The organism is Arthrobacter sp. TE12231 (assembly GCF_054062895.1).
The window spans coordinates 860,702-880,638 of the sequence record NZ_JBSSFS010000001.1 but is presented as its reverse complement, the minus strand read 5'-3'; the positions used below and the strand labels follow the sequence as shown (position 1 = coordinate 880,638).

Genomic DNA, 19,937 nt, shown 5'->3' with positions numbered 1-19,937 from the left:
CCGCCGACGCCACGAGCCGAAGGACAACGATGTCTGAGACCACCACTGCCGGGAACAACGTACCCAGCGATCTGGAAATTGCCCAGCGGGCCGTCATGAAGCCCATCGGGGAGATCGCGGCGGCTGCCGGAATCAACCCCGAGGCCCTGGAGCTCTATGGACCCTATAAGGCCAAGATCGACCCTTCGAAGCTAAACGTCGCAGCGGGCGCTGCCCCTGGAACCGCTGGAACTCAGTTGCGCACCCCCGCACGTACCCCTGGAAAAGTCGTGCTCGTCTCGGCGATGTCCCCCACCCCGGCCGGCGAGGGCAAATCCACCACCACCGTCGGGCTCGCCGATTCCCTGGCCCGGGCCGGGCACCAAGTGATGATCGCGCTGCGCGAACCGTCGCTCGGGCCCATCCTTGGCATGAAAGGCGGCGCCACGGGCGGCGGCTACTCCCAGGTGCTGCCGATGGACCAGATCAACCTGCATTTCACGGGTGACTTCCACGCCATCACCTCGGCCAACAACGCGCTCATGGCCCTCGTGGACAACCACATTTTCCAAGGCAACGAACTGAACATCGACCCGCGGCGGATGACTTTCAAGCGGGTCCTGGACATGAACGACCGCTCCCTGCGCGAAGTGGTGATCGGCCTCGGCGGGCCGGCCCAGGGCATCCCGCGGCAGGACGGCTTTGACATCACCGTGGCCTCGGAGATCATGGCGGTGTTCTGCCTGGCCACGGACCTCAACGATCTGCGCGAGCGGCTGGGCCGGATCACCTTCGGGTACACCTACGACCGCCAGCCCGTCACCGTGGCCGATCTCGGTGTCCAGGGCGCCCTGACCATGCTGCTCAAGGACGCGATCAAGCCCAACCTCGTGCAGACCATCGCCGGCACACCGGCACTCGTGCACGGCGGACCCTTCGCCAACATCGCCCACGGCTGCAACTCCCTCATCGCCACCCAGACGGCCCGCAGCCTGGCGGACATCGTGGTCACCGAGGCCGGTTTCGGCGCGGACCTCGGTGCCGAGAAGTACATGGACATCAAGGCGCGGATGGCCGACGTCGCCCCGTCCGCCGTCGTCCTCGTGGCGACCGTCCGGGCGCTCAAGATGCACGGCGGCGTGGCGAAGGACCGGCTCAAGGAGCCCAACGTGGAGGCGCTGGCCGCCGGCGTCGCCAATCTCCAGCGCCACATCCGCAACGTGGAGAAGTTCGGCATCGTGCCCGTCGTGGCGGTCAACAAATTCGCCACGGACACCGCCGAGGAGCTGGACTGGCTGATTGAGTGGTGCGCCGCGGAGGGTGTGCAGGCCGCGGTGGCCGATGTCTGGGGCCGCGGCGGAGGCGGCGACGGCGGGGATGAGCTCGCGGCGAAGGTGGCGGCCGCGCTGGACGCCCCGCACGCCTTCCGGCACCTGTACCCGCTGGACATGTCCGTCGAGGACAAGATCCGGACCATCGTGCAGGAGGTTTACGGGGCCGACGGCGTTGACTTCTCGGTGCCGGCGCTCAAACGGCTGGCCGAGATCGAGAAGAACGGCTGGTCCGGGATGCCCGTGTGCATGGCGAAGACGCAGTACTCCTTCACCGACGACGCCACCCGGCTCGGCGCCCCCAAAGGCTTCACCGTCCACGTCCGGGACCTCATCCCCAAGACCGGTGCCGGCTTCATCGTGGCCCTCACCGGCGCGGTGATGACCATGCCGGGCCTGCCCAAGGTCCCGGCAGCGATGCGGATGGACGTCGACGACGCCGGCAACCCCGTCGGCCTCTTCTAACCCGCCCCTTAAACGCCTGTTGCCCTATCACTTATGGCGGCTAAACCGGGGTTTTAAGGGCCATAAGTGATAGGGCAACGGGGGACGGGGAGGTGCGGGAGGGGTTAGCGCTCCAGGTCGCCGCGGATGAAGGCCTCGACCTTTTCACGGGCGAGGTCATCGTTGAACTGCTCCGGCGGGGACTTCATGAAGTAGCTCGACGCCGAAACCAGCGGGCCGCCGATGCCGCGGTCCAGGCCGATCTTGGCGGCGCGGATGGCGTCGATGATCACGCCGGCGGAGTTGGGCGAGTCCCAGACTTCGAGCTTGTATTCCAGGGACACCGGGGCGTCACCGAAGTTGCGGCCCTCGAGGCGGACGAAAGCCCACTTGCGGTCATCGAGCCACTGGACGTAGTCCGACGGGCCGATGTGGACGTCCTTGGCTGCGAGCTCAGCCTCGACATTGGAGGTGACGGCCTGGGTCTTGGAGATCTTCTTGGACTCGAGGCGGTCGCGCTCCAGCATGTTCTTGAAGTCCATGTTGCCGCCGACGTTCAGCTGGTACGTGCGGTCCAGCGTGACGCCGCGGTCCTCGAACAGTTTGGCCATGACGCGGTGCGTGATGGTGGCGCCGATCTGGCTCTTGATGTCGTCGCCCACGATCGGCACGCCGGCGGCAGTGAACTTGTCCGCCCACTCCTTGGTGCCGGCGATGAACACGGGAAGGGCGTTGACGAACGCCACGCCGGCGTCGATGGCGCACTGGGCGTAGAACTCGGCGGCCTGCTGGGAGCCGACCGGGAGGTAGCAGACCATGACGTCAACCTTGGCGTCCTTGAGGGCCTGGACGACGTCGACCGGCTCCTCCGGGGACTGCTCGATGGTCTCGAGGTAGTACTTGCCGAGGCCGTCCAGGGTCGGGCCGCGCTGGACGGTGACACCGGTCGGCGGGACGTCGGCGATCTTGATGGTGTTGTTTTCGCTGGCCAAGATGGCGGCGGACAGGTCCTGGCCGACCTTCTTGCCGTCGACGTCGAATGCGGCGACGAACTCCACGTCGCCCACGTGGTACTGGCCGAACTGCACGTGCATGAGGCCGGGAACTGTGGCCTTGGGGTCGGCGTCCTTGTAGTACTGGACGCCCTGAACCAGCGAAGTGGCGCAGTTACCTACGCCGACGATTGCAACACGAATCGGATGTGAAGACACGGAACTCCTTTGAGGAAAGGGTGACCGGCGCGGCCGCACTCTGTTGTACTGCATCAGTTGTGCGGGCGGCAGGCGGACACGGCGCCGTAAGGCGCCCTTAGTAGTCTAATCAACACCGCCGGGACCGCGGTTGTTCCCGCGGCCCCGGCGGAGCGGACTGGTCCGCATGATTACATGACGGGCCGGGCTACTTCTGGGCCCACAGGTTGATGTCGGATTCGACGGCGAACTCATCGATCGCGTCCAGCTCATCGGCCGCGAAATCCAGGTTGTTGATCGCGGCCAGGGTGTCCTCGAGCTGCCGGACGCTGGACGCGCCGACGAGTGCGGATGTGACGGGCGAGCCCTTGCCCTGTTCCCGCAGGATCCAGGCGATGGCCATCTGCGCGAGTGTCTGGCCGCGGCCCTCGGCGATCCTGTTGAGGCCGCGCACGCGGTCCAGCTTGTCCGTGGTGATCATGGATTCGTCCAGGGACTTGTCCTGGGCAGCGCGGGAGCCGGCCGGGATGCCCGTGAGGTAGCGGTCGGTGAGCATGCCCTGGGCCAGGGGCGAGAACGCGATGGAACCCGCGCCCACCTGCTCCAGCGCCTCGAAGAGGTTGGGGCTGCCGTTCTCGGTCCAGCGGTTCAGCATGGAGTAGCTGGGCTGGTGGATCAGCAGCGGCGTGCCCAGCTCCTTCAGGATCCGCGCTGCCTCTAGGGTCTGTTCCGGGGTGTAGGAGGAAATGCCGGCGTAGAGCGCCTTGCCGGAGCGCACGGCCTGGTCCAGGGCGCCCATGGTCTCCTCCATCGGCGTCTCCGGGTCCGGGCGGTGGCTGTAGAAAATGTCCACGTAGTCCAGGCCCATCCGGCCCAGCGACTGATCCAGGCTGGCCAGCAGGTACTTGCGGGAGCCGAAGTTACCGTAGGGGCCGGGCCACATGTCGTAGCCGGCCTTGCTCGAGATGATCAGTTCGTCCCGGTACGGGGCGAAATCGTCCTTGAAGTGCCGGCCGAAGTTGGTCTCGGCGCTGCCATAGGGCGGCCCGTAGTTGTTGGCGAGGTCAAAGTGGGTGACGCCGAGGTCGAAGGCGCGGCGCAGGATGGCGCGCTGGATCTCGAACGGCTTGTCATCGCCGAAGTTGTGCCACAAGCCCAGGGAGATGGCCGGGAGTTTCAGGCCGCTGCGCCCCACGCGGCGGTAAGGCATGGAGTCATAGCGGGTATCAGCTGCCAAATAAGTCATACGTCATATCCTGCCCTAGTTTGTAAGGATCGCGGCGCTGTGGCCGGGGAGGTGGAGGCGTCCGGCGGCCGGCTCCCCGCCCGAAGTCGGGTCGGCACCCGGATCCAGCCGCACGCCGTCGTCGGTCGCCAGGGCGATGGCGCCCGCGCTGACCGGGACGCGCCGCGCCTCGCCGGAGAAGTTCATCGCCACCTCGGTGCCGCCGCGCCGGAACAGCAGCCAGCCCTCTTCCTCGCTGACTACGGTGACGGTGTCCTGGAATCCGGGCTCCGTCAGGTCCGGCGTCGTGCGGCGCAGCGCGATAAGCGCCCGGTACAGCTCCAGGAGCCGGGCATGGTCCCCCTCGGAGGCCTCGGCCCAGTTGAGCTTGGACCGGGTGAAGGTTTGCGGATCCTGCGGATCGGGCACGACGGCGGGGTCCCACCCCATGCGCTCGAACTCCCTGATCCGGCCTTCGGCCGTCGCCTTGCCCAGTTCCGGTTCCGGGTGGGAGGTGAAGAACTGCCACGGGGTGCTGGCCCCGTATTCCTCGCCCATGAAGAGCATGGGCGTGAACGGCGACGTCAAGGTGGCGACGGCGGCGAGCGCGAGCTGCCCGTAGCCCAGGGTCTGGGACAGCCGGTCCCCGGTGGCCCGGTTCCCGATCTGGTCGTGGTTCTGGCTGCACACCACCAGCGCAGCGGGGTGGACCAGGGCCGGGTTGATGGGCCGTCCGTGGTGCCGGCCGCGGAAGCTGGAGAAACTGCCGTCGTGGAAGAACCCGCGTTCCAAAACCTTGGCGAGCGCTCCCAGCGAGTCGAAGTCCGCGTAGTAGCCCGTGGTTTCGCCGCTGACGTTGACGTGGACGGCGTGGTGGAAGTCGTCGCTCCACTGCCCGGCCAGCCCGTAGCCGTTGACGTCCCGCGGGTAGAGCAGGCGCGGGTTGTTCAGGTCCGATTCCGCGATCATGGTGGCCGGGCGGCCCGTCTCCGCCGAGACGGCGTCCGCGAGGGCGCCGAAGTCCTCCAGGAGGTGCACGGCGCGCTCGTCCTTGAAGGCGTGCACGGCGTCCAGCCGCAGGCCGTCCACATGGTAGTCGCGCAGCCACATGGCGGCGTTGTCCAGGATGTAGCGGCGCACCTCGTCGGACTCCGGGCCGTCCAGGTTGACGGAGTCGCCCCACGTGTTGCCCTCCCCCGACTTCAGGTAGGGCCCGAACCGCGGGAGGTAGTTTCCGCTGGGTCCGAGGTGGTTGTAGACCACGTCCTGGATAACGCCAAGGCCGGCGACGTGCGCGGCGTCCACGAAGCGCTGGTACGCCGCGGGTCCGCCATAGCCTTCGTGCACGGCGTACCACTGAACGCCGTCATAGCCCCAGTTGTGGGTGCCGTTGAACCCGTTGACCGGCAGGAGTTCCACGAAGTCGATGCCCAGCTCCGCCAGGTACTGCAGCCTTCCTGCCGCGGCGTCCAGCGTTCCTTCCGGGGTGAAGGTGCCCACGTGGAGTTCGTAAATGACGGCGCCTTTGAGCTCCCGTCCCGCCCACTGGCCGTCCGCCCATTGGTGATGGCCGGCGTCGAACGTGCGCGAGAGTGCGTGCACGCCCTCCGGCTGGCGGCGGGAGCGCGGGTCCGGCAGCGGAATGGAGTCCCCGTCCAGTAGGTACCCGTAGTCCACGTCCCCGGAGGCGGGCGCCCCGGGGACGGTCCACCACCCGTCACCGGCAGTGCCGCCGCCGCTGTCAGTGCCGCCGCCGGGCCGCCGGGTCATGGGGTACTCCCGACCATCGGCAAGCAGCGTCACCGTGCCCGCTTCCGGCGCCCAGAGGTCGAAGCGCGCGCTTCCGTGTGCAGGCAAGGTCATCGTCATGCTCCGTTCCGCTGTCCGGGGAATCAGCTTTTCGGGAAGATCGTTTTCAGGAATACCGTCGCAGTAATACGTCAGGCCGCCGGCACCAGCAGAGCTACAGGGTAGTCCCGCAGGATCTCCCCCACCGCTACGGGGCCGGGGCCGAAGGTCCTGCCGGTCAGTTCGTCGGTCATGGCGGCGGCGAACCGGACGGACGTGTCCTGCCATCCGCCGCGCTGCTCAAGTCCGCGGGGCAGCCGGGTGGCAAGCGTGAGGGCACCCGGGGTTGAGGCGGTTCCGCGGTCAAAGGCGAGCAGGTGCGCTGCTGCGGCGCCGGTGGCCGTGACCGGCACGTACCCGGTGAACAGCTCCGGCCGGTCCCGCCGCAGGCGCAGGGCCCGGGAGGTGACGAGGAGTTTCGCCGCGTCGTCCAGGAACGACGCCGGCCGGTCACCGGCGTCGAGGGCGGCGAGGGCACGCCGGCGCTCACCGAAGTCGAACGGCCGCCGGTTGTCCGGATCCGTCAGCGACCGCTCCCAAAACTCGGTGCCCTGGTACACGTCCGGCACCCCGGGCATGGTGAGCTGGACGAGTTTGGCGCCCAGCGAGTTGACGGCACCGTACGGCGCCAGCAGCGCCACCAGGGACTCCAGCTCAGCCGTCACCTCCGGGGTGTCGAACGCGGCGTCGACGGCGGCGGCCAGCTTCGCTTCGAACGCCTCGTCCGGATCGATCCAGTTGGTCGAGTTACCGGCTTCGCGGGCGGCTTTTTGCGCGTAGGACTGCAAACGGTCGCGGTCCGCGGGCCATACGCCTGCGACGGCCTGCCACAGCAGGTTGGCCAGGGGCCCGTCCGGCAGGGGCGCCAGCTTCTGCAGCCGCTTCAGGGAGGCCTGCCACTCTGGCGCCAGTTCCGCCAGGACCGAGATCCGGGCGCGGGTATCCTCGCTGCGCTTGGTGTCGTGGGTGCTGAGCGTCGTCATGGACAGCGGGAGCTCGGCCTGGCGGCGGGCCATCCGGGTGTGGAACTCCTCCGGGGCAACGGCGAATTCCGTGGGGTCGGCGCCCACTTCGGTCAGGGTTCCCAGCCGGGTGTAGCGGAAGAACGCGGTGTCTTCCACTCCCTTGGCCATGACCATGCCGGAGGTTTGCTGGAAGCGGAGGCCGAGCTCGGCGTCGGGTTCAGGGCCGGCCTCCAGCAGCAGCGGAAGGAGGATTCCGACGGCGTCTCCGAGGTCCGGGCGGCGCCGGACAGCCAGCTCGCTGGCCTCCCGGAGCACGTCGGCGCCTTCGGGCAGGTAGCTGCGGTAGACGGGGAACGCCGCGATGATCTCGGAGAGAGCATCCGCCGCGGCATCCTGGGCCAGCCCTGCAGCAGCCGGAACCAGCCGCGCCAGCCGGAGCATTTCCGAGTGCAGGATCCCGTCGGTGATCCTGCGCTTGGTGCCGCGGATCATGTCGTCGTAGTCGGCAGCCTGCCCGCCGCGCAGTTCGGTGTCGAGCGCGTCGAGCGCCCCCTGGCCGGCGGGGTCGACGAACACCCGGTCCACGTCCGCGAGGGCGTCGTAACCGGTGGTGCCTTCGCACTCGAAGCCTGCCGGCAGCACCTCGCCCGGTTCCAGGATTTTCTCGATCAGGAGGTAGCTGCCGTCTGTGGCCTTGCGCAGCCGGTGCAGGTAGCCTTCCGGGTCGGCGAGGCCGTCCGGGTGGTCGATCCGCAGCCCGTCAACGAGTCCCTCCCGGACCCAGCGCACAACTTCAGCGTGGGCTTCATCGAAGACCTCGGGGAGCTCCACCCGGATCCCGGCCAGGCTGTTGACGGCAAAGAACCTGCGGTAGTTCAAGTCCTTGTCCGCCCGGCGCCAGCCGATCAGCTCGTAGTGCTGCCGGTCGTGGACCTCCCGGGGATCATCCCCCTCCGTGTAACTGCCCTCGGCGAGCGGGAAGCGGTGGTCGTAGTAGCGCAGTTCACCGTCACGGATCTCCAGCGCGTCCACGTCCGAGTCCTCCCCGAGCACGGGGATCCGGACCCGGCCGCCGCCAAAGTCCCAGTCGACGTCGAACGCCTGGGCGTAGCGGGACTGCTGCCCTTCCTTCAGGAGGGACCACCACCATGGGTTCTGGGCCGGGGTCGCGACGCCGACATGGTTGGGCACTATGTCCACGAGCACGCCCATGCCGGCTTCCCGGGCCGCGGCGGAGGCCGCCACCAGGCCGGCCGCGCCGCCCCGGTCCGGATCGATGGCGGAAGGATCCGTGACGTCGTAGCCGTGGTCCGAACCTTTTTCCGCCGTCAGGATCGGCGAAAGATAAATCCAGTCCACACCCAGGGACTTCAGGTATGGAACGGTCAGCGCGGCGTCCTGCAGGGTAAAGCCGGGACGGATCTGGAGCCGGTACGTCGAGACGGGCGTCCTCATGAGGCAGGGCCCTTCCTGGACCGCGGCTTCTTGGCCGGGGCCGCCTTGGGGTTCGCTGCCGCCTTGGACGAGCCGCGTTTGGCCGGGGCCGCCTTCGCCGGTGCGGGATCGGGCTCGGCCGGAGCGGGATCCTGCTCGGGCGCCGGGTCCGGCTCAGGCGTCGGATCAGCCTGCGAGGCCTCAGGCTCGGGCGCGGCCGCGACTTCCTCGGCCGGAGCCTCGGGAGCAGCAGGCGCCGCCGGAACCTCCGGAGCCGGAACCTGGGCAGCAGCGGGTGCAGCCGGAGCCGCTTCCGCGGGGGCCTCGGCCCGGGCGGCCAGGGATGCCGCGGCGGAGTAATCCACCTCTACCTCCGGGCCCGAGTAGGCGCGCAGGACCACGAGGGACTTCGCCGCCAGCTTCAGTGCGGATCCGGCCTTAAGCGGCTGGTCCGTGTCTGCCTGGTCGGCGGTGTCCACCACGACGTCCCAGAACGGCGAGTACTCCTCGGCCGGGAGCAGGAAGTCGACGTGGTCGTCATGGGCGTTGAACGCCAGAAGGAAACTGTCGTCAGTGATCCGGCGTCCGCGGGAGTCCTGTTCCTGGATGCCGTGGCCGTTGTAGAACACGCCGATGGTCCGGCCGAAGCCGCTGTCCCAGTCCTCCGGCAGCATTTCCTTGCCGTCGGTGTTGAGCCAGACGATATCCGGGAGCTTCTCGCCCTCGCCGCGGCGGACGGGGCGGCCGTCGAAGAAGCGGCTGCGCCGGAAGATCGGGTGGTCGCGGCGGATCTTGTTGACCACGGCGGTGAACTCCACCAGCGGCTGGTCCATGTCATCCCAGTGCACCCAGCTCAGTTCCGAGTCCTGGCAGTAGGTGTTGTTGTTGCCCTGCTGGGTGCGGCCCAGCTCGTCGCCGTGCAGGATCATCGGAACGCCCTGGGACAGCAGGAGGGTCGCAATGAAGTTCCGCTGCTGGCGGGCGCGCAAGGTCAGTACGGCGTCGTCCTCGGTCTCGCCTTCCGCGCCGCAGTTCCAGGAGCGGTTGTGCGATTCGCCGTCGTTGTTGCCTTCACCGTTGGCGTCGTTGCGCTTCTCGTTGTAGGACACGAGGTCGCGCATTGTGAACCCGTCGTGGGCGGTGACGAAGTTAATGGAAGCCACCGGGCGCCGGGCAGAGCTCTCGTAGAGGTCGGCCGAACCGGTCAGCCGCGAGGCGAACTCACCGAGCGTGGCCGGTTCGCCGCGCCAGAAGTCACGGACGGTGTCGCGGTATTTGCCGTTCCATTCGGTCCACTGCGGCGGGAAGTTGCCCACCTGGTAGCCACCGGGCCCCACGTCCCACGGTTCGGCGATCAGTTTGACCTGGGAAACGATCGGATCCTGCTGGATCAGTTCGAAGAAGGTGGAGAGCTTGTCGACGTCGTAGAACTCGCGGGCCAGGGTGGACGCGAGGTCGAAGCGGAACCCGTCCACGTGCATTTCCGTGACCCAGTAGCGCAGGGAGTCCATGAGCAGCTGCAGGGAGTGCGGGTGCCGGACGTTGAGCGAGTTTCCGGTGCCGGTATAGTCCATGTAGTGCTTCAGGTCGCCGTCCACCAGCCGGTAGTAGGCGGCGTTGTCGATGCCCTTGAAGGACAGCGTGGGGCCGAGGTGGTTGCCTTCTGCCGTGTGGTTGTAGACCACGTCCAGGATCACTTCGATGCCGGCCTTGTGCAGGTCCCGGACCATCGCCTTGAACTCCTGGACCTGATGTCCGACGTCGCCGGAGGAGCTGTAGGTGTTCTGCGGGGCGAAGAAACCAATGGTGTTGTAGCCCCAGTAGTTGGTGAGGCCCTTCTCCACGAGGGTGCCGTCATTGACGAACTGGTGCACGGGCATGAGCTCGATCGCGGTGATCCCGAGCTTCTTGAGGTGCTCGATCACGGCGGGATGGGACACGCCGGCATAGGTGCCGCGCTGCTCCTCCGGGACCTCCGGGTGCAGCTCGGTCAGGCCCTTGACGTGGGCTTCGTAGATGACCGATTCGTGGTACGGGATGCGCAGCTGGCGGTCGCCGTCCCAGTCAAAAAACGGGTTGATGACGACGCCGTGCATGGTGTGCGGAGCCGAATCGGTGTCATTGCGGGACATGGGGTCACCGAAGTTATAGGAAAACAGTGCCGGGTCCCAGTCGATCTGGCCCTGGATGGCCTTGGCGTACGGGTCCATCAGCAGCTTGCTGGGGTTGAACCGGTTGCCTTTGTCAGGATCGTATTCTCCGTACACCCGGTAGCCGTACTTCTGTCCGGGCTGGACTTGCGGCAGGTAGCAGTGCCACACGTAGCCGTCCACTTCGGTCAGTTCGATCCGGGTTTCGCTCAGGTCGTCAGTCAGGAGGCACAGTTCCACGCGCTCGGCGCGCTCGCTGAAAAGGGCGAAGTTGGTGCCAGTGCCGTCAAAAGTGGCTCCCAGCGGGTAAGCCGTTCCGGGCCAGACTTCCATGTGTACTCCTCGTGCGTGACGAATATTCTCTAGACAGACTACTTGTAAGTAAGATTAGTATTTGTCCGGGCGCACTGAACGCGCCCGATTGTTACAGCTCCCGCATCACCTCCCGCGCCGCATCGGCAATGCCGCTGGCCGTTACCGGTCCCCCGCCGGAGTCACGCACGCCGGCACGGCCGTGGATGCTGGCCGCCATCGCCGCGATCGCGGCCCATCTGGCGTCAGGATCGATGCCATAGTCACCGAATCGCCCGACGTCGGCACCCACCTGGGCCAGCAGCCCGCCGATAACTCCCGCCAGCACGTCCCCGCTGCCGGCCGTGGCCATCCACGGGGTGCCTTCCGCCTGACTGAAGAAGTCCTGGAAAGGGGAGGCAACAAGGGTCGTGGCGCCTTTGAGCAGCACCGTGGCTTCGGTCAGACCCGCAGCCCGCCGCACCGCGCTGAGTGTGGATGCTTCTACCGCGGCACGGTCCAAGGAAACCCCGAGGCGCTCAAGCAATGCGGACAGTTCGCCGGCGTGGGGTGTGAGGATCACTTGCGGGGCCAGCACTTCAGGCAGGGCGGGCAACGCGCCGGCGTCGGCGATCGTCGGCAGGCCCGAGTCTGCGGCGTCGCGGGCCCGCTGCAGCTGCTGTTCATCGGAGTCATCCAGTCCGGAGCCAACGAGCCATGCCTGAACGTGGGTGTCGGCCACGGCTCCGGCGCTACACACCACTTCGGGGCAGGATTGCCGGACGAGGTCGGCGACGTCCGGCGGCCCAAGGTAGCGCACCATTCCGACGCCGGCAGCCAGGGCGCCCTTGCAAGCGAGCACGGCGGCGCCGGGGTAGGCGCTGGAGCCTGCGACCACCCCAAGCACTCCCCTGGAGTACTTGTGGGCCCGCCGCTCCGGGCGCGGGAGGAGAGCGGAAAGGTCTCGGGCCTCAAGCCGTCGCAGGGCCGGCCATGGCAGCGCTCCTTCGATTCCGATCGGAATCACCTGCACGCGGCCGGCGAAGTCGGCACCGGGGTCGGCGAGCAGGCCGGCCTTGGCGGCACCGAACGTGACCGTCAGATCGGCGGCCAGGACCGGCGCGTGCGCCTCTCCGGAGCCCGCGTCGACGCCGCTGGGGATGTCGCAGGCCACCACGAGGTCCGGCCGGGAGCGGCTCAGGGCCTCGATCAGCGCGGCGGCCGGGCCGCGCAGTCCGCCCTGGGCGCCGGTTCCCAGGATTGCGTCGATCACGACGTCTGCGCCGCCGGCCATCGCGGCGAGTTCGGCCGCGTTATCCCCGGTGAGGGTCACGGCGTATCCGCCGGCCTTCCGGAAGGCCGCCAGCCCCGCGTCGTGGGCGTCGCCGGCGGTGAGCACTGCCGTCGTCCGCATGCCGCGGCCGGCCAGCAGGGCGGCGGCGAAGAGCCCGTCGCCGCCGTTATTGCCCTTGCCCGCCAGCACGGCCACCCTGGAGCCGTACAGCCGCTGACCGCGGCCGCGCAATGCGCTGATGACGGCGTTGGCGAGCCCGTAGGCGGCCCGCTGCATGAGAACAGCGCCCGCACCGGGGCCCAGTGCGTCGTCGAGAAATGGTTTCTCGGCTTCTCGTACCTGTGTTCCGGTGTAGGCGCTGATCATGGTTTCAGTCCGTTCGCGGTGCGGTCGCTGGGGAATGCCTGGCGCTCAGGCTGGTGCTGCCCGGGCGGCCGGCTCAGCCTTCCGCGATTACGGTCGCAGTGGCGATCCCGCCGTCGTGGCTCATCGACAGGTGCCAGCGCTTGACGCCTTTCGACTCCGCCACGGCCAGCACGGTGCCTTTGACCTGGACCGTGGGGCCGTTCTGGTCCAGCCCGATCCAGCAGTCCTGCCAGTTCATGCCGGCCGGTGCCCCCAGCACTTTGGCCACGGCTTCTTTGGCGGCGAACCGTGCGGCGAGGGACCGCGTGTTCAGTTCCCGCTCGGCCGGAACGAACAGCCTGTCGCGCAGCCCGGGGGTGCGCTCGAGCTGCCGCCCGAACCGCTCAATGTCTACGACGTCTACGCCAATGCCAACGATCATGGCGTTATTCTACGGTCACGCTCTTGGCCAGGTTGCGCGGCTGGTCCACGTCGTATCCCTTGGCTGAGGCGAGTGCGAGGGCGAAGATCTGCAGCGGAACCGTTGCGAGAAGCGGCGCCAGGAGCGTGGGGGTCTCCGGGATGTAGAAGACGTGCTCGGCATACGCCTTAACGGCCTCGTCCCCTTCTTCCGCGATCACGATGGTCCGGGCACCGCGGGCGCGGACTTCCTGGATGTTCGAGACCACCTTGGAGTGCAGCGAGTCGCGGCCGCGCGGGGACGGGACCACCACGAAGACCGGCTGGCCTTCCTCGATCAGTGCGATCGGGCCGTGCTTGAGCTCGCCGGCGGCAAAGCCCTCGGCGTGGATGTAGGCGAGCTCCTTGAGCTTCAGGGCACCTTCCATCGCTACCGGGAAGCCGACGTGGCGGCCCAGGAACAGCACGGACTTGGCATCGGCCATGGACCGGCCGAGTTCCTTGATCTCTGCCTCGTTGTCGAGGATGCGCTGGATCTTGGCCGGGATCTTGCCGAGGTCAGCCAGGATGTCCTTGATCTCGCCCTGGAACTTGTTACCGCGCAGCTGTGCCAAATAAAGGCCCAGCAGATAGGCGGCGGTGATCTGGGCGAGGAAGGCCTTGGTCGAGGCCACGGCAATCTCGGGTCCGGCGTGCGTGTAGAGCACGGCGTCCGATTCCCGCGGGATGGTGGATCCGTTGGTGTTGCAGATGGAGACCGTCTTGGCGCCCTGTTCCTTGGCGTAGCGGACGGCCATGAGGGTGTCCATAGTCTCACCAGACTGGGAGATGGAGACAATCAGGGTGTTCTCGTCCACGATCGGATCCCGGTAGCGGAATTCGTGCGAGAGTTCGACCTCGGTGGGGATCCGGCACCAGTGCTCGATCGCGTACTTCGCCACCTGCCCGGCGTAGGCGGAAGTGCCGCAGGCCAGCACGATGATCTTGTTGACGTTCTTGAGCAGTTCCGGGTCGACCCGGAGCTCGTCGAGCGTCAGCCGGCCGTGGATGTCGGAGCGGCCCAGCAGGGTCTGCAGCACGGCGTCCGGCTGGTCGTGGATTTCCTTTTCCATAAAGGACGGGAAGCCGCCCTTTTCCGCGGAGGCCGGGTCCCAGTTGACGTGGTATTCCTTGCCTTCGGCGGGGGCGCCATAGAAGTCCGTGATCTCCACGGAGTCGGCGGTGATCGTGACGATCTGGTCCTGGCCGAGTTCCACGGCGCGCCGGGTGTAGTCGATGAAGCCGGAGACGTCGGAGCCGAGGAAGTTCTCGCCGTCGCCCAGGCCCACCACGAGCGGAGAGTTGCGGCGCGCTGCGACCACTACGTCCGGCTGGTCGGCGTGGACGGCCAAGAGGGTGAAGGCGCCTTCGAGCCGCTGGCAGGCAAGCTGCATGGCACGGGTGAGGCCGCCCTTGGCCGCGTCACCGCCGATCTGGTTCCGGTAGATGTCGCCCAGCAGCGCGGCGGCCACCTCGGTGTCGGTCTCGGACTGGAAGATGACGCCCTTGCGGAGGAGTTCCTGCTTGAGTTCGGCAAAGTTCTCGATGATGCCGTTGTGGATCAGTGCCAGCTTGCCGCCGTCGGACAGGTGCGGGTGGGCGTTCTGGTCCGTCGGGCCGCCGTGCGTTGCCCAGCGCGTGTGGCCGATGCCTGTCAGCGATTCGGGCAACGGGCTGGTCTCGAGCTCGGCAATCAGGTTGCTCAGCTTGCCCGACTTCTTCCGGGAAGAAATGGTGCCGTCGGCAACCACTGCAATTCCCGCTGAGTCGTAGCCGCGGTACTCCAGGCGCCGCAATCCTTCAAGGACAACGTCCAAGGCATTGTGTCCAGCATTTACCCGGCCATCTGAGTGGCCCACATATCCAACGATTCCACACATGGGGTCAAGCCTAGCGGGTTTCCGGGAGGGAGGACGTGGGACAGGGCCGTGTGGACGCTTCGACGCGGGGCCGGTGCTGCGCCGGTGGTGCGCCGTGGCAGGGCCGCCGCGGGCCCGCGGCGGCCCCGTTCCGGCTCCCACCGGCCCGTCCATTTCGCTCTCGGCGTCGTGAGGGGCAGAATCTCTAGGGTGACTTTGCAACGCAATGAAGCGACCGGGGAAGGTGTCTCCCCGTTCGTGGAGCTGGACCGGCAGACCTGGTCCCGGCTCGCTGCCCAGATGGAGCAGCCCCTTAATGAAGAGGACGTGGTCCGCCTTCGTGGCCTCGGGGACCCCCTCGATATCAAGGAAGTGCGCGAGGTCTACCTGCCGCTCTCCAGGCTCCTGCACCTGTATGTGGAGGCCGCCGGCCAACTGCATGCCGCCACCACAACGTTCCTTGGCGAGACCACCCAGCGCACGCCGTTCGTGATCGGCGTTGCCGGTTCGGTGGCCGTCGGCAAGTCCACCATCGCCCGCGTGCTGCGGGAAATGCTCCGGCGCTGGCCGGGCACCCCCAACGTGGAGCTCATCACGACGGACGGGTTCCTCTATCCCCTGGCCGAGCTCAAGCGCCGGCAGCTGCTGGAGCGCAAGGGTTTCCCGGAGTCGTACGACCGCCGCGCTCTGCTGCGTTTCGTGAGCGAAATCAAGGGCGGCGCCGAGGAAGTCCGGGCGCCGTGGTACTCCCACGTGACCTATGACATTGTCCCGGGCAAGGAAGTGGTGGTCCGCCGGCCGGACGTCCTGATTGTCGAGGGGCTGAACGTCCTGGCCCCGGCCCGGGCACGGCAGGACGGCCGGCAGGGCCTCGCCCTGAGTGATTTCTTCGACTTCTCCATTTACGTAGACGCCAAGACCTCGTATATCGAGGAGTGGTACGTGGACCGCTTCCGCAAGCTGCGGAGCACCGCCTTCGCGCAGCCGGAATCCTACTTCCACCGCTACGCCACGCTCTCCGATGCCGAGGCTGAACAGACCGCGCGCGAGATCTGGAAGCGCATCAACGAGCCCAACCTCGAGGAAAATGTCCTCCCGACCCGGGGCCGGGCGCAACTGGTTCTGACCAAGGATGCCGACCACTCCATCCGGCGGATGCTGCTGAGGAAGGTCTAGCACACATGTGCTACGACGGCGGGGGCGAATCGATCGGACGGCAATCGGCCGGACCGGATTCGCCAAGCCGCCGGGCGTTCAACCGCCTCCTGATGGCAGGCACCGGCCTCACGGCCCTGAGCGCCTGCACTCCGGCCCCGGCATCCGCGCCCGCTTCAGCACCGGCCGGCATACCGGCACCGACGCCGGGGCTCAGCCCGGGCATCGGCACCGGGGCGCCGACAGCTGCGACGTCGAGCTCTCCGTCGCCAAATGCGCCGTCGGCGGCACCCGTTCCGGAAAGCACGACGGCGGCGGCCACGCCTCCGACGCCGGCGGCAGCACCGTCGTCGAAGGCAGCGCCGTCGAAGGCACCGCCGTCGGCCTCAGCGCGGGGGCCGCAGCATTCACTGACGGACCCCGCCAGCCCGTGGGTAATCGTCAACAAGCACCGGCCGCTCTTCCCCGCCACCTTTGTGCCGCCGGACCTCGTCCGGCCGGCCGTCCGCTTGGCCACTTCCGGCGAGGCGGCACTGCTGAATAGCACGACGGCGGCAGCGGCGGAGAAGATGTTCGCTGCCGCGGCTGCCGACGGCGTCATCATCACCCTGGCCAGCGGGTACCGTTCGTTCAGGACGCAAACGGCAACATACGGCAGCTACGTGCGCACCCGGGGCCGGGCCGAGGCCGACACCGCTTCGGCGCGGCCGGGCTACTCCGAACACCAGACCGGCTGGTCCTTCGACATCGGCGACGGCGGCGGGGCATGCAGCTTCCAGCCCTGCTTCGCCCAGCAGCAGGCGGCGGTCTGGGCCAAGGCCAACGCGCACCGCTTCGGCTTCGTGGTCCGCTACCCGTGGATGCTCCACGAGATCACGGGCTACTACTACGAGCCCTGGCACCTGCGCTACATCGGCGTCGCGGCTGCAACGGACATGTCCACCCGTGGAATTGCCACCTTGGAGCAGTATTTCGGCCTGGAAGCCGCACCGGGGTATCTCTAGGGGTATCTACAACGATTGCCGACACAGCACACGGCCGCGCCGATTTTCCCCACCTTTGCCACTACGACGGCGGTACACGCCGGCGCTATCGGCCGACACGCCGTCGAAACCCGGGCAAGTGGGGAAACCCAGCGCCAGAACCATTCCGGCGGCCTAGTCGGCGACGAGTTCCAGGGCCAGCTCGGTCCGAACCACCTGGGCCAGGCGTTCCGCGACGTCCTGGGCTGTCTGGTGGTCTCCGGCCTCGACCATCACGCGCACCACGGGCTCGGTGCCGGAGGGGCGCAACAGCACGCGTCCGGTGTCGCCAAGTTCGGCTTCGGCGACGGCCACGGCAGCAGCCACTGCTTCGTCGCCCTTCACGCGGGTGCGGTCCACGCCCCGGACGTTGATGAGGACCTGCGGCAGCTTGGTCATCACGGTGGCCAGCTCCTTGAGCGGGCGCCCGGTGAGAGCGACCTGGGCAGCAATCTGCAGGCCGGTCAGCACACCGTCGCCGGTGGTGGCGTGGTCGGCGAAAATCACGTGCCCGGACTGCTCGCCGCCCAGGCTGAAACCGCCGTTGCGCATTTCCTCGAGGACGTAGCGGTCCCCCACGCCGGTTTCACGCAGGCTGATTCCGGCCTCGCGCAGGGCGATCTTCAGGCCGAGGTTGCTCATCACGGTGGCCACCAGCACATCGTCCTTGAGCTTTCCGGAGGCTTTGAGGGCCACGGCCAGGATCGCCATGATCTGGTCACCGTCCACTTCGTTGCCTTCGTGGTCCACGGCGAGGCAGCGGTCGGCGTCGCCGTCGTGGGCGATGCCAAGGTCTGCCCCGTGGTCCAGGACGGCCCGCTGGAGCGGGCCCAGGTGGGTGGAGCCCACCCCGTCGTTGATGTTGAGTCCGTCCGGTTCGGCGCCGATGAGGATCACGTCAGCGCCGGCGTCCTTGAACACCTGAGGGGAACAGCCGCTGGCTGCTCCGTGGGCACAGTCGAGGACTACCTTCAGGCCGTCCAGACGGTGCGGAAGCGTGCCGAGCAGGTGCACGATGTAGCGGTCCTCGGCGTCGGAGAAGCGCTGGATCCGCCCCACCTCGCCGCCGACAGGCCGGAAGGGTTCCTTGCCGAGCTGCTCTTCGATGGCATCCTCGACGTCGTCGGGCAGCTTCTGGCCGCCGCGGGCGAAGAACTTGATGCCGTTGTCCGGCGCGGGATTGTGTGAGGCGGAGATCATGACGCCGAAGTCGGCGTCGAGGTCCGCCACGAGGTAGGCGGCGGCCGGGGTGGGAAGCACGCCGGCGTCGTAGACGTCGATCCCGGAACTGGACAGCCCCGCCTCCACGGCGGCGGCGAGGAACTCACCGCTGGCCCGCGGGTCCCGTGCCACCACGGCGCGCGGCCGCTCCCCGCTCGTATTGCGGTCGTGGCCAAGCACGACGGCGGCGGCCTGCGCCAGCTGCAAAGCGAGCTCGGCGGTCAGCAAGCCGTTCGCCAGGCCCCGGACTCCATCTGTTCCAAATAATCTAGACATCGGGTCAAGTTTAGTCGATAGGTGGCCGCAGCCGGTGGTGCGCCAGTTTCGATCCCCTTGTCGGCCCACATGTGCGGGCGGGCTGGAGGGCTGGACCAGCCCACGTCCGGCTGGAGGCGCCGGTCGACTACTTGGTTTTGCACATCCGTGTACTCTACTTTTCCGAAAGCTCTCGCCTCGCTTCCAGCGTCCATTTATGCTTCGAGACATGACACCTAGCTCTGGGGGCTTGGCGCTCGAAATCGTTGTACCGGTCTTTAACGAACAATTGGTACTCGAAAACAGCATCACTAAGCTCGCGACGTACTTAACGCAAGAAATGCCATCGACGTGGCAAATCACAATAGCGGACAATGCGAGTAGTGATAATACTGCCGCTATTGCGACGCGCTTGGCTGCCCAATTGCCTAACGTGGTTTATCGCAGGCTTGACATCAAAGGACGCGGTTACGCCTTGCGCGATGCCTGGGCCGCATCGTCGGCCAAAGTGCTTGCTTACCTGGACGTCGACCTCTCGACGGATTTGGCGGCACTGCCGCCGCTGGTAGCTCCTCTGCTATCCGGACATTCGGATATTTCCATCGGGACCAGACTCGGGCAGAATTCCCGGGTCAGCCGCGGCCCCAAGCGCGAGTTCATTTCCCGGTCATACAACTATCTGCTCAAGAGAACCATGCAGGTAAAGTTCTCGGATGCGCAATGCGGGTTCAAGGCGATCCGCGCCGACGTAGCCCGGAGGCTCCTTCCCCACGTCGAGGACAACGGATGGTTCTTTGACACAGAATTGCTGATTATCGCGGAGCGTTCCGGTCTGCGGATTCATGAAATCCCCGTGGACTGGGTCGACGACCCCGACAGCAGGGTCAATATCAGACAGACGGCGGTGGATGATCTCCGCGGTTTGGTCCGCGTTGCGGGCTCGCTGTTGAAGGGGAGCATTCCAGTTCAGGCGATTTACGCTGAGCTGGGACGCAGGCCCATCGTTGCCCCGGGCCGGCCGAGCTTCTTTGGCCAGGTGCTGCGGTTCGGGCTGGTCGGCGCGGCTTCCACCATCGCCTTCGCGTTGCTCTACTTAGTCCTTCAAGCCCCTTTCGGCGCCCAACAGGCGAACTTCTTGGCGCTGCTTCTGACCGCCGTCGGCAACACCGCAGCCAACCGCCGGTTCACCTTTGGCATCAGTGGCCCGGCGCGGCTGTTCACCCAGCAGTTCCAAGGGCTAATGGTCTTCCTGCTGTCGTGGAGTATTACGTCTTCGTCGCTGGCCATTCTCCACGCCGTCAATATTGACGCCACTCCCAGCCAGGAACTCCTGGTCCTCACGGGAGCAAACGTGCTGTCTACCCTGCTACGATTTGTCCTCCTCCGTGTCTGGGTGTTCAGGGTCCGCCGCAGCGACGAGCCATCTTTCGGCCTTCCTTTCACCCCGGTCAGGGGGCCAGCCCAGTGACG

Annotated in this window: 14 protein-coding genes; 4 read left to right on the top strand and 10 right to left on the bottom strand. The window is 67.1% G+C overall.

The features are described from left to right. Positions 1-29: 29 nt before the first annotated feature. Positions 30-1,775, top strand: coding sequence for a formate--tetrahydrofolate ligase (locus tag ACVWYS_RS04085; protein ID WP_456509383.1), 1,746 nt, complete (start codon positions 30-32; stop codon positions 1,773-1,775). Between the two features lie 104 nt (positions 1,776-1,879). On the opposite strand, the gene ACVWYS_RS04080 is transcribed toward ACVWYS_RS04085, so the two are convergent. The 8 genes from ACVWYS_RS04080 to glmS all read right to left on the bottom strand — a co-directional run bounded on the left by ACVWYS_RS04080 (position 1,880) and on the right by glmS (position 14,835). Continuing rightward, a complete protein-coding gene (locus tag ACVWYS_RS04080) occupies positions 1,880-2,965 on the bottom strand; it encodes an inositol-3-phosphate synthase (protein ID WP_116765062.1) in 1,086 nt (361 codons plus the stop codon). A gap of 187 nt (positions 2,966-3,152) precedes the next feature. Then, positions 3,153-4,190: an L-glyceraldehyde 3-phosphate reductase gene (gene mgrA, locus ACVWYS_RS04075; RefSeq protein WP_456509382.1), complete on the bottom strand. Its 1,038-nt coding sequence runs from the start codon at positions 4,188-4,190 to the stop codon at positions 3,153-3,155. A 15-nt stretch (positions 4,191-4,205) separates the two neighbouring features. Continuing rightward, entirely contained in the window at positions 4,206-6,032 is a 1,827-nt protein-coding gene (gene treZ / locus ACVWYS_RS04070; protein ID WP_456509381.1) for a malto-oligosyltrehalose trehalohydrolase, read from the bottom strand. 77 nt (positions 6,033-6,109) lie between these two features. Then, positions 6,110-8,437, bottom strand: coding sequence for a malto-oligosyltrehalose synthase (gene treY, locus ACVWYS_RS04065; protein WP_456509380.1), 2,328 nt, complete (start codon positions 8,435-8,437; stop codon positions 6,110-6,112). Beyond that, a complete protein-coding gene (gene glgX, locus ACVWYS_RS04060; protein WP_456509379.1) occupies positions 8,434-10,899 on the bottom strand; it encodes a glycogen debranching protein GlgX in 2,466 nt (821 codons plus the stop codon). Before glgX ends, treY begins: the two co-directional genes overlap by 4 nt. A gap of 91 nt (positions 10,900-10,990) precedes the next feature. After that, the gene (locus ACVWYS_RS04055; RefSeq protein ID WP_456509378.1) at positions 10,991-12,517 is read right to left on the bottom strand and encodes an NAD(P)H-hydrate epimerase; all 1,527 of its coding nucleotides are present in this window, start codon (positions 12,515-12,517) and stop codon (positions 10,991-10,993) included. Positions 12,518-12,590: 73 nt separating this feature from the next. Next, entirely contained in the window at positions 12,591-12,938 is a 348-nt protein-coding gene (locus tag ACVWYS_RS04050; protein WP_024366340.1) for a holo-ACP synthase, read from the bottom strand. 4 nt (positions 12,939-12,942) lie between these two features. Then, positions 12,943-14,835, bottom strand: a complete 1,893-nt coding sequence (glmS, locus tag ACVWYS_RS04045; RefSeq protein WP_456509377.1) for a glutamine--fructose-6-phosphate transaminase (isomerizing) — start codon at positions 14,833-14,835, stop codon at positions 12,943-12,945. Between the two features lie 189 nt (positions 14,836-15,024). Here glmS and coaA point away from each other — a divergent pair, with 189 nt between their 5' ends. Further along, positions 15,025-15,990, top strand: a complete 966-nt coding sequence (gene coaA / locus ACVWYS_RS04040) for a type I pantothenate kinase (protein WP_091252054.1) — start codon at positions 15,025-15,027, stop codon at positions 15,988-15,990. Between the two features lie 10 nt (positions 15,991-16,000). On the opposite strand, the gene ACVWYS_RS04035 is transcribed toward coaA, so the two are convergent. Then, complete coding sequence (locus tag ACVWYS_RS04035) at positions 16,001-16,417, bottom strand: hypothetical protein (protein ID WP_456509376.1); 417 nt, start codon at positions 16,415-16,417, stop codon at positions 16,001-16,003. Positions 16,418-16,478: 61 nt separating this feature from the next. Between ACVWYS_RS04035 and ACVWYS_RS04030 the strand changes: the two genes are divergently transcribed. Further along, a complete protein-coding gene (locus tag ACVWYS_RS04030; protein WP_456509375.1) occupies positions 16,479-16,973 on the top strand; it encodes a M15 family metallopeptidase in 495 nt (164 codons plus the stop codon). A 153-nt stretch (positions 16,974-17,126) separates the two neighbouring features. On the opposite strand, the gene glmM is transcribed toward ACVWYS_RS04030, so the two are convergent. Continuing rightward, positions 17,127-18,488 (bottom strand): phosphoglucosamine mutase, encoded by a 1,362-nt coding sequence (gene glmM / locus ACVWYS_RS04025; RefSeq protein ID WP_456508475.1) that lies wholly within the window; start codon positions 18,486-18,488, stop codon positions 17,127-17,129. A gap of 208 nt (positions 18,489-18,696) precedes the next feature. Here glmM and ACVWYS_RS04020 point away from each other — a divergent pair, with 208 nt between their 5' ends. Continuing rightward, a complete protein-coding gene (locus ACVWYS_RS04020; protein WP_456509374.1) occupies positions 18,697-19,935 on the top strand; it encodes a glycosyltransferase in 1,239 nt (412 codons plus the stop codon). The last annotated feature ends 2 nt before the right edge of the window (positions 19,936-19,937 follow it).

Excerpts from the sequence above, each read along its gene's own strand:
- ACVWYS_RS04085 (WP_456509383.1), top strand. The coding sequence starts at position 30 with ATGTCTGAGACCACCACTGCCGGGAACAACGTACCCAGCGATCTGGAA.
- mgrA (WP_456509382.1), bottom strand. The coding sequence starts at position 4,190 with ATGACTTATTTGGCAGCTGATACCCGCTATGACTCCATGCCTTACCGC.
- treZ (WP_456509381.1), bottom strand. The coding sequence starts at position 6,032 with ATGACCTTGCCTGCACACGGAAGCGCGCGCTTCGACCTCTGGGCGCCG.
- treY (WP_456509380.1), bottom strand. The coding sequence starts at position 8,437 with ATGAGGACGCCCGTCTCGACGTACCGGCTCCAGATCCGTCCCGGCTTT.
- glgX (WP_456509379.1), bottom strand. The coding sequence starts at position 10,899 with ATGGAAGTCTGGCCCGGAACGGCTTACCCGCTGGGAGCCACTTTTGAC.
- ACVWYS_RS04055 (WP_456509378.1), bottom strand. The coding sequence starts at position 12,517 with ATGATCAGCGCCTACACCGGAACACAGGTACGAGAAGCCGAGAAACCA.
- ACVWYS_RS04050 (WP_024366340.1), bottom strand. The coding sequence starts at position 12,938 with ATGATCGTTGGCATTGGCGTAGACGTCGTAGACATTGAGCGGTTCGGG.
- glmS (WP_456509377.1), bottom strand. The coding sequence starts at position 14,835 with ATGTGTGGAATCGTTGGATATGTGGGCCACTCAGATGGCCGGGTAAAT.
- glmM (WP_456508475.1), bottom strand. The coding sequence starts at position 18,488 with ATGTCTAGATTATTTGGAACAGATGGAGTCCGGGGCCTGGCGAACGGC.
- ACVWYS_RS04020 (WP_456509374.1), top strand. The coding sequence starts at position 18,697 with ATGACACCTAGCTCTGGGGGCTTGGCGCTCGAAATCGTTGTACCGGTC.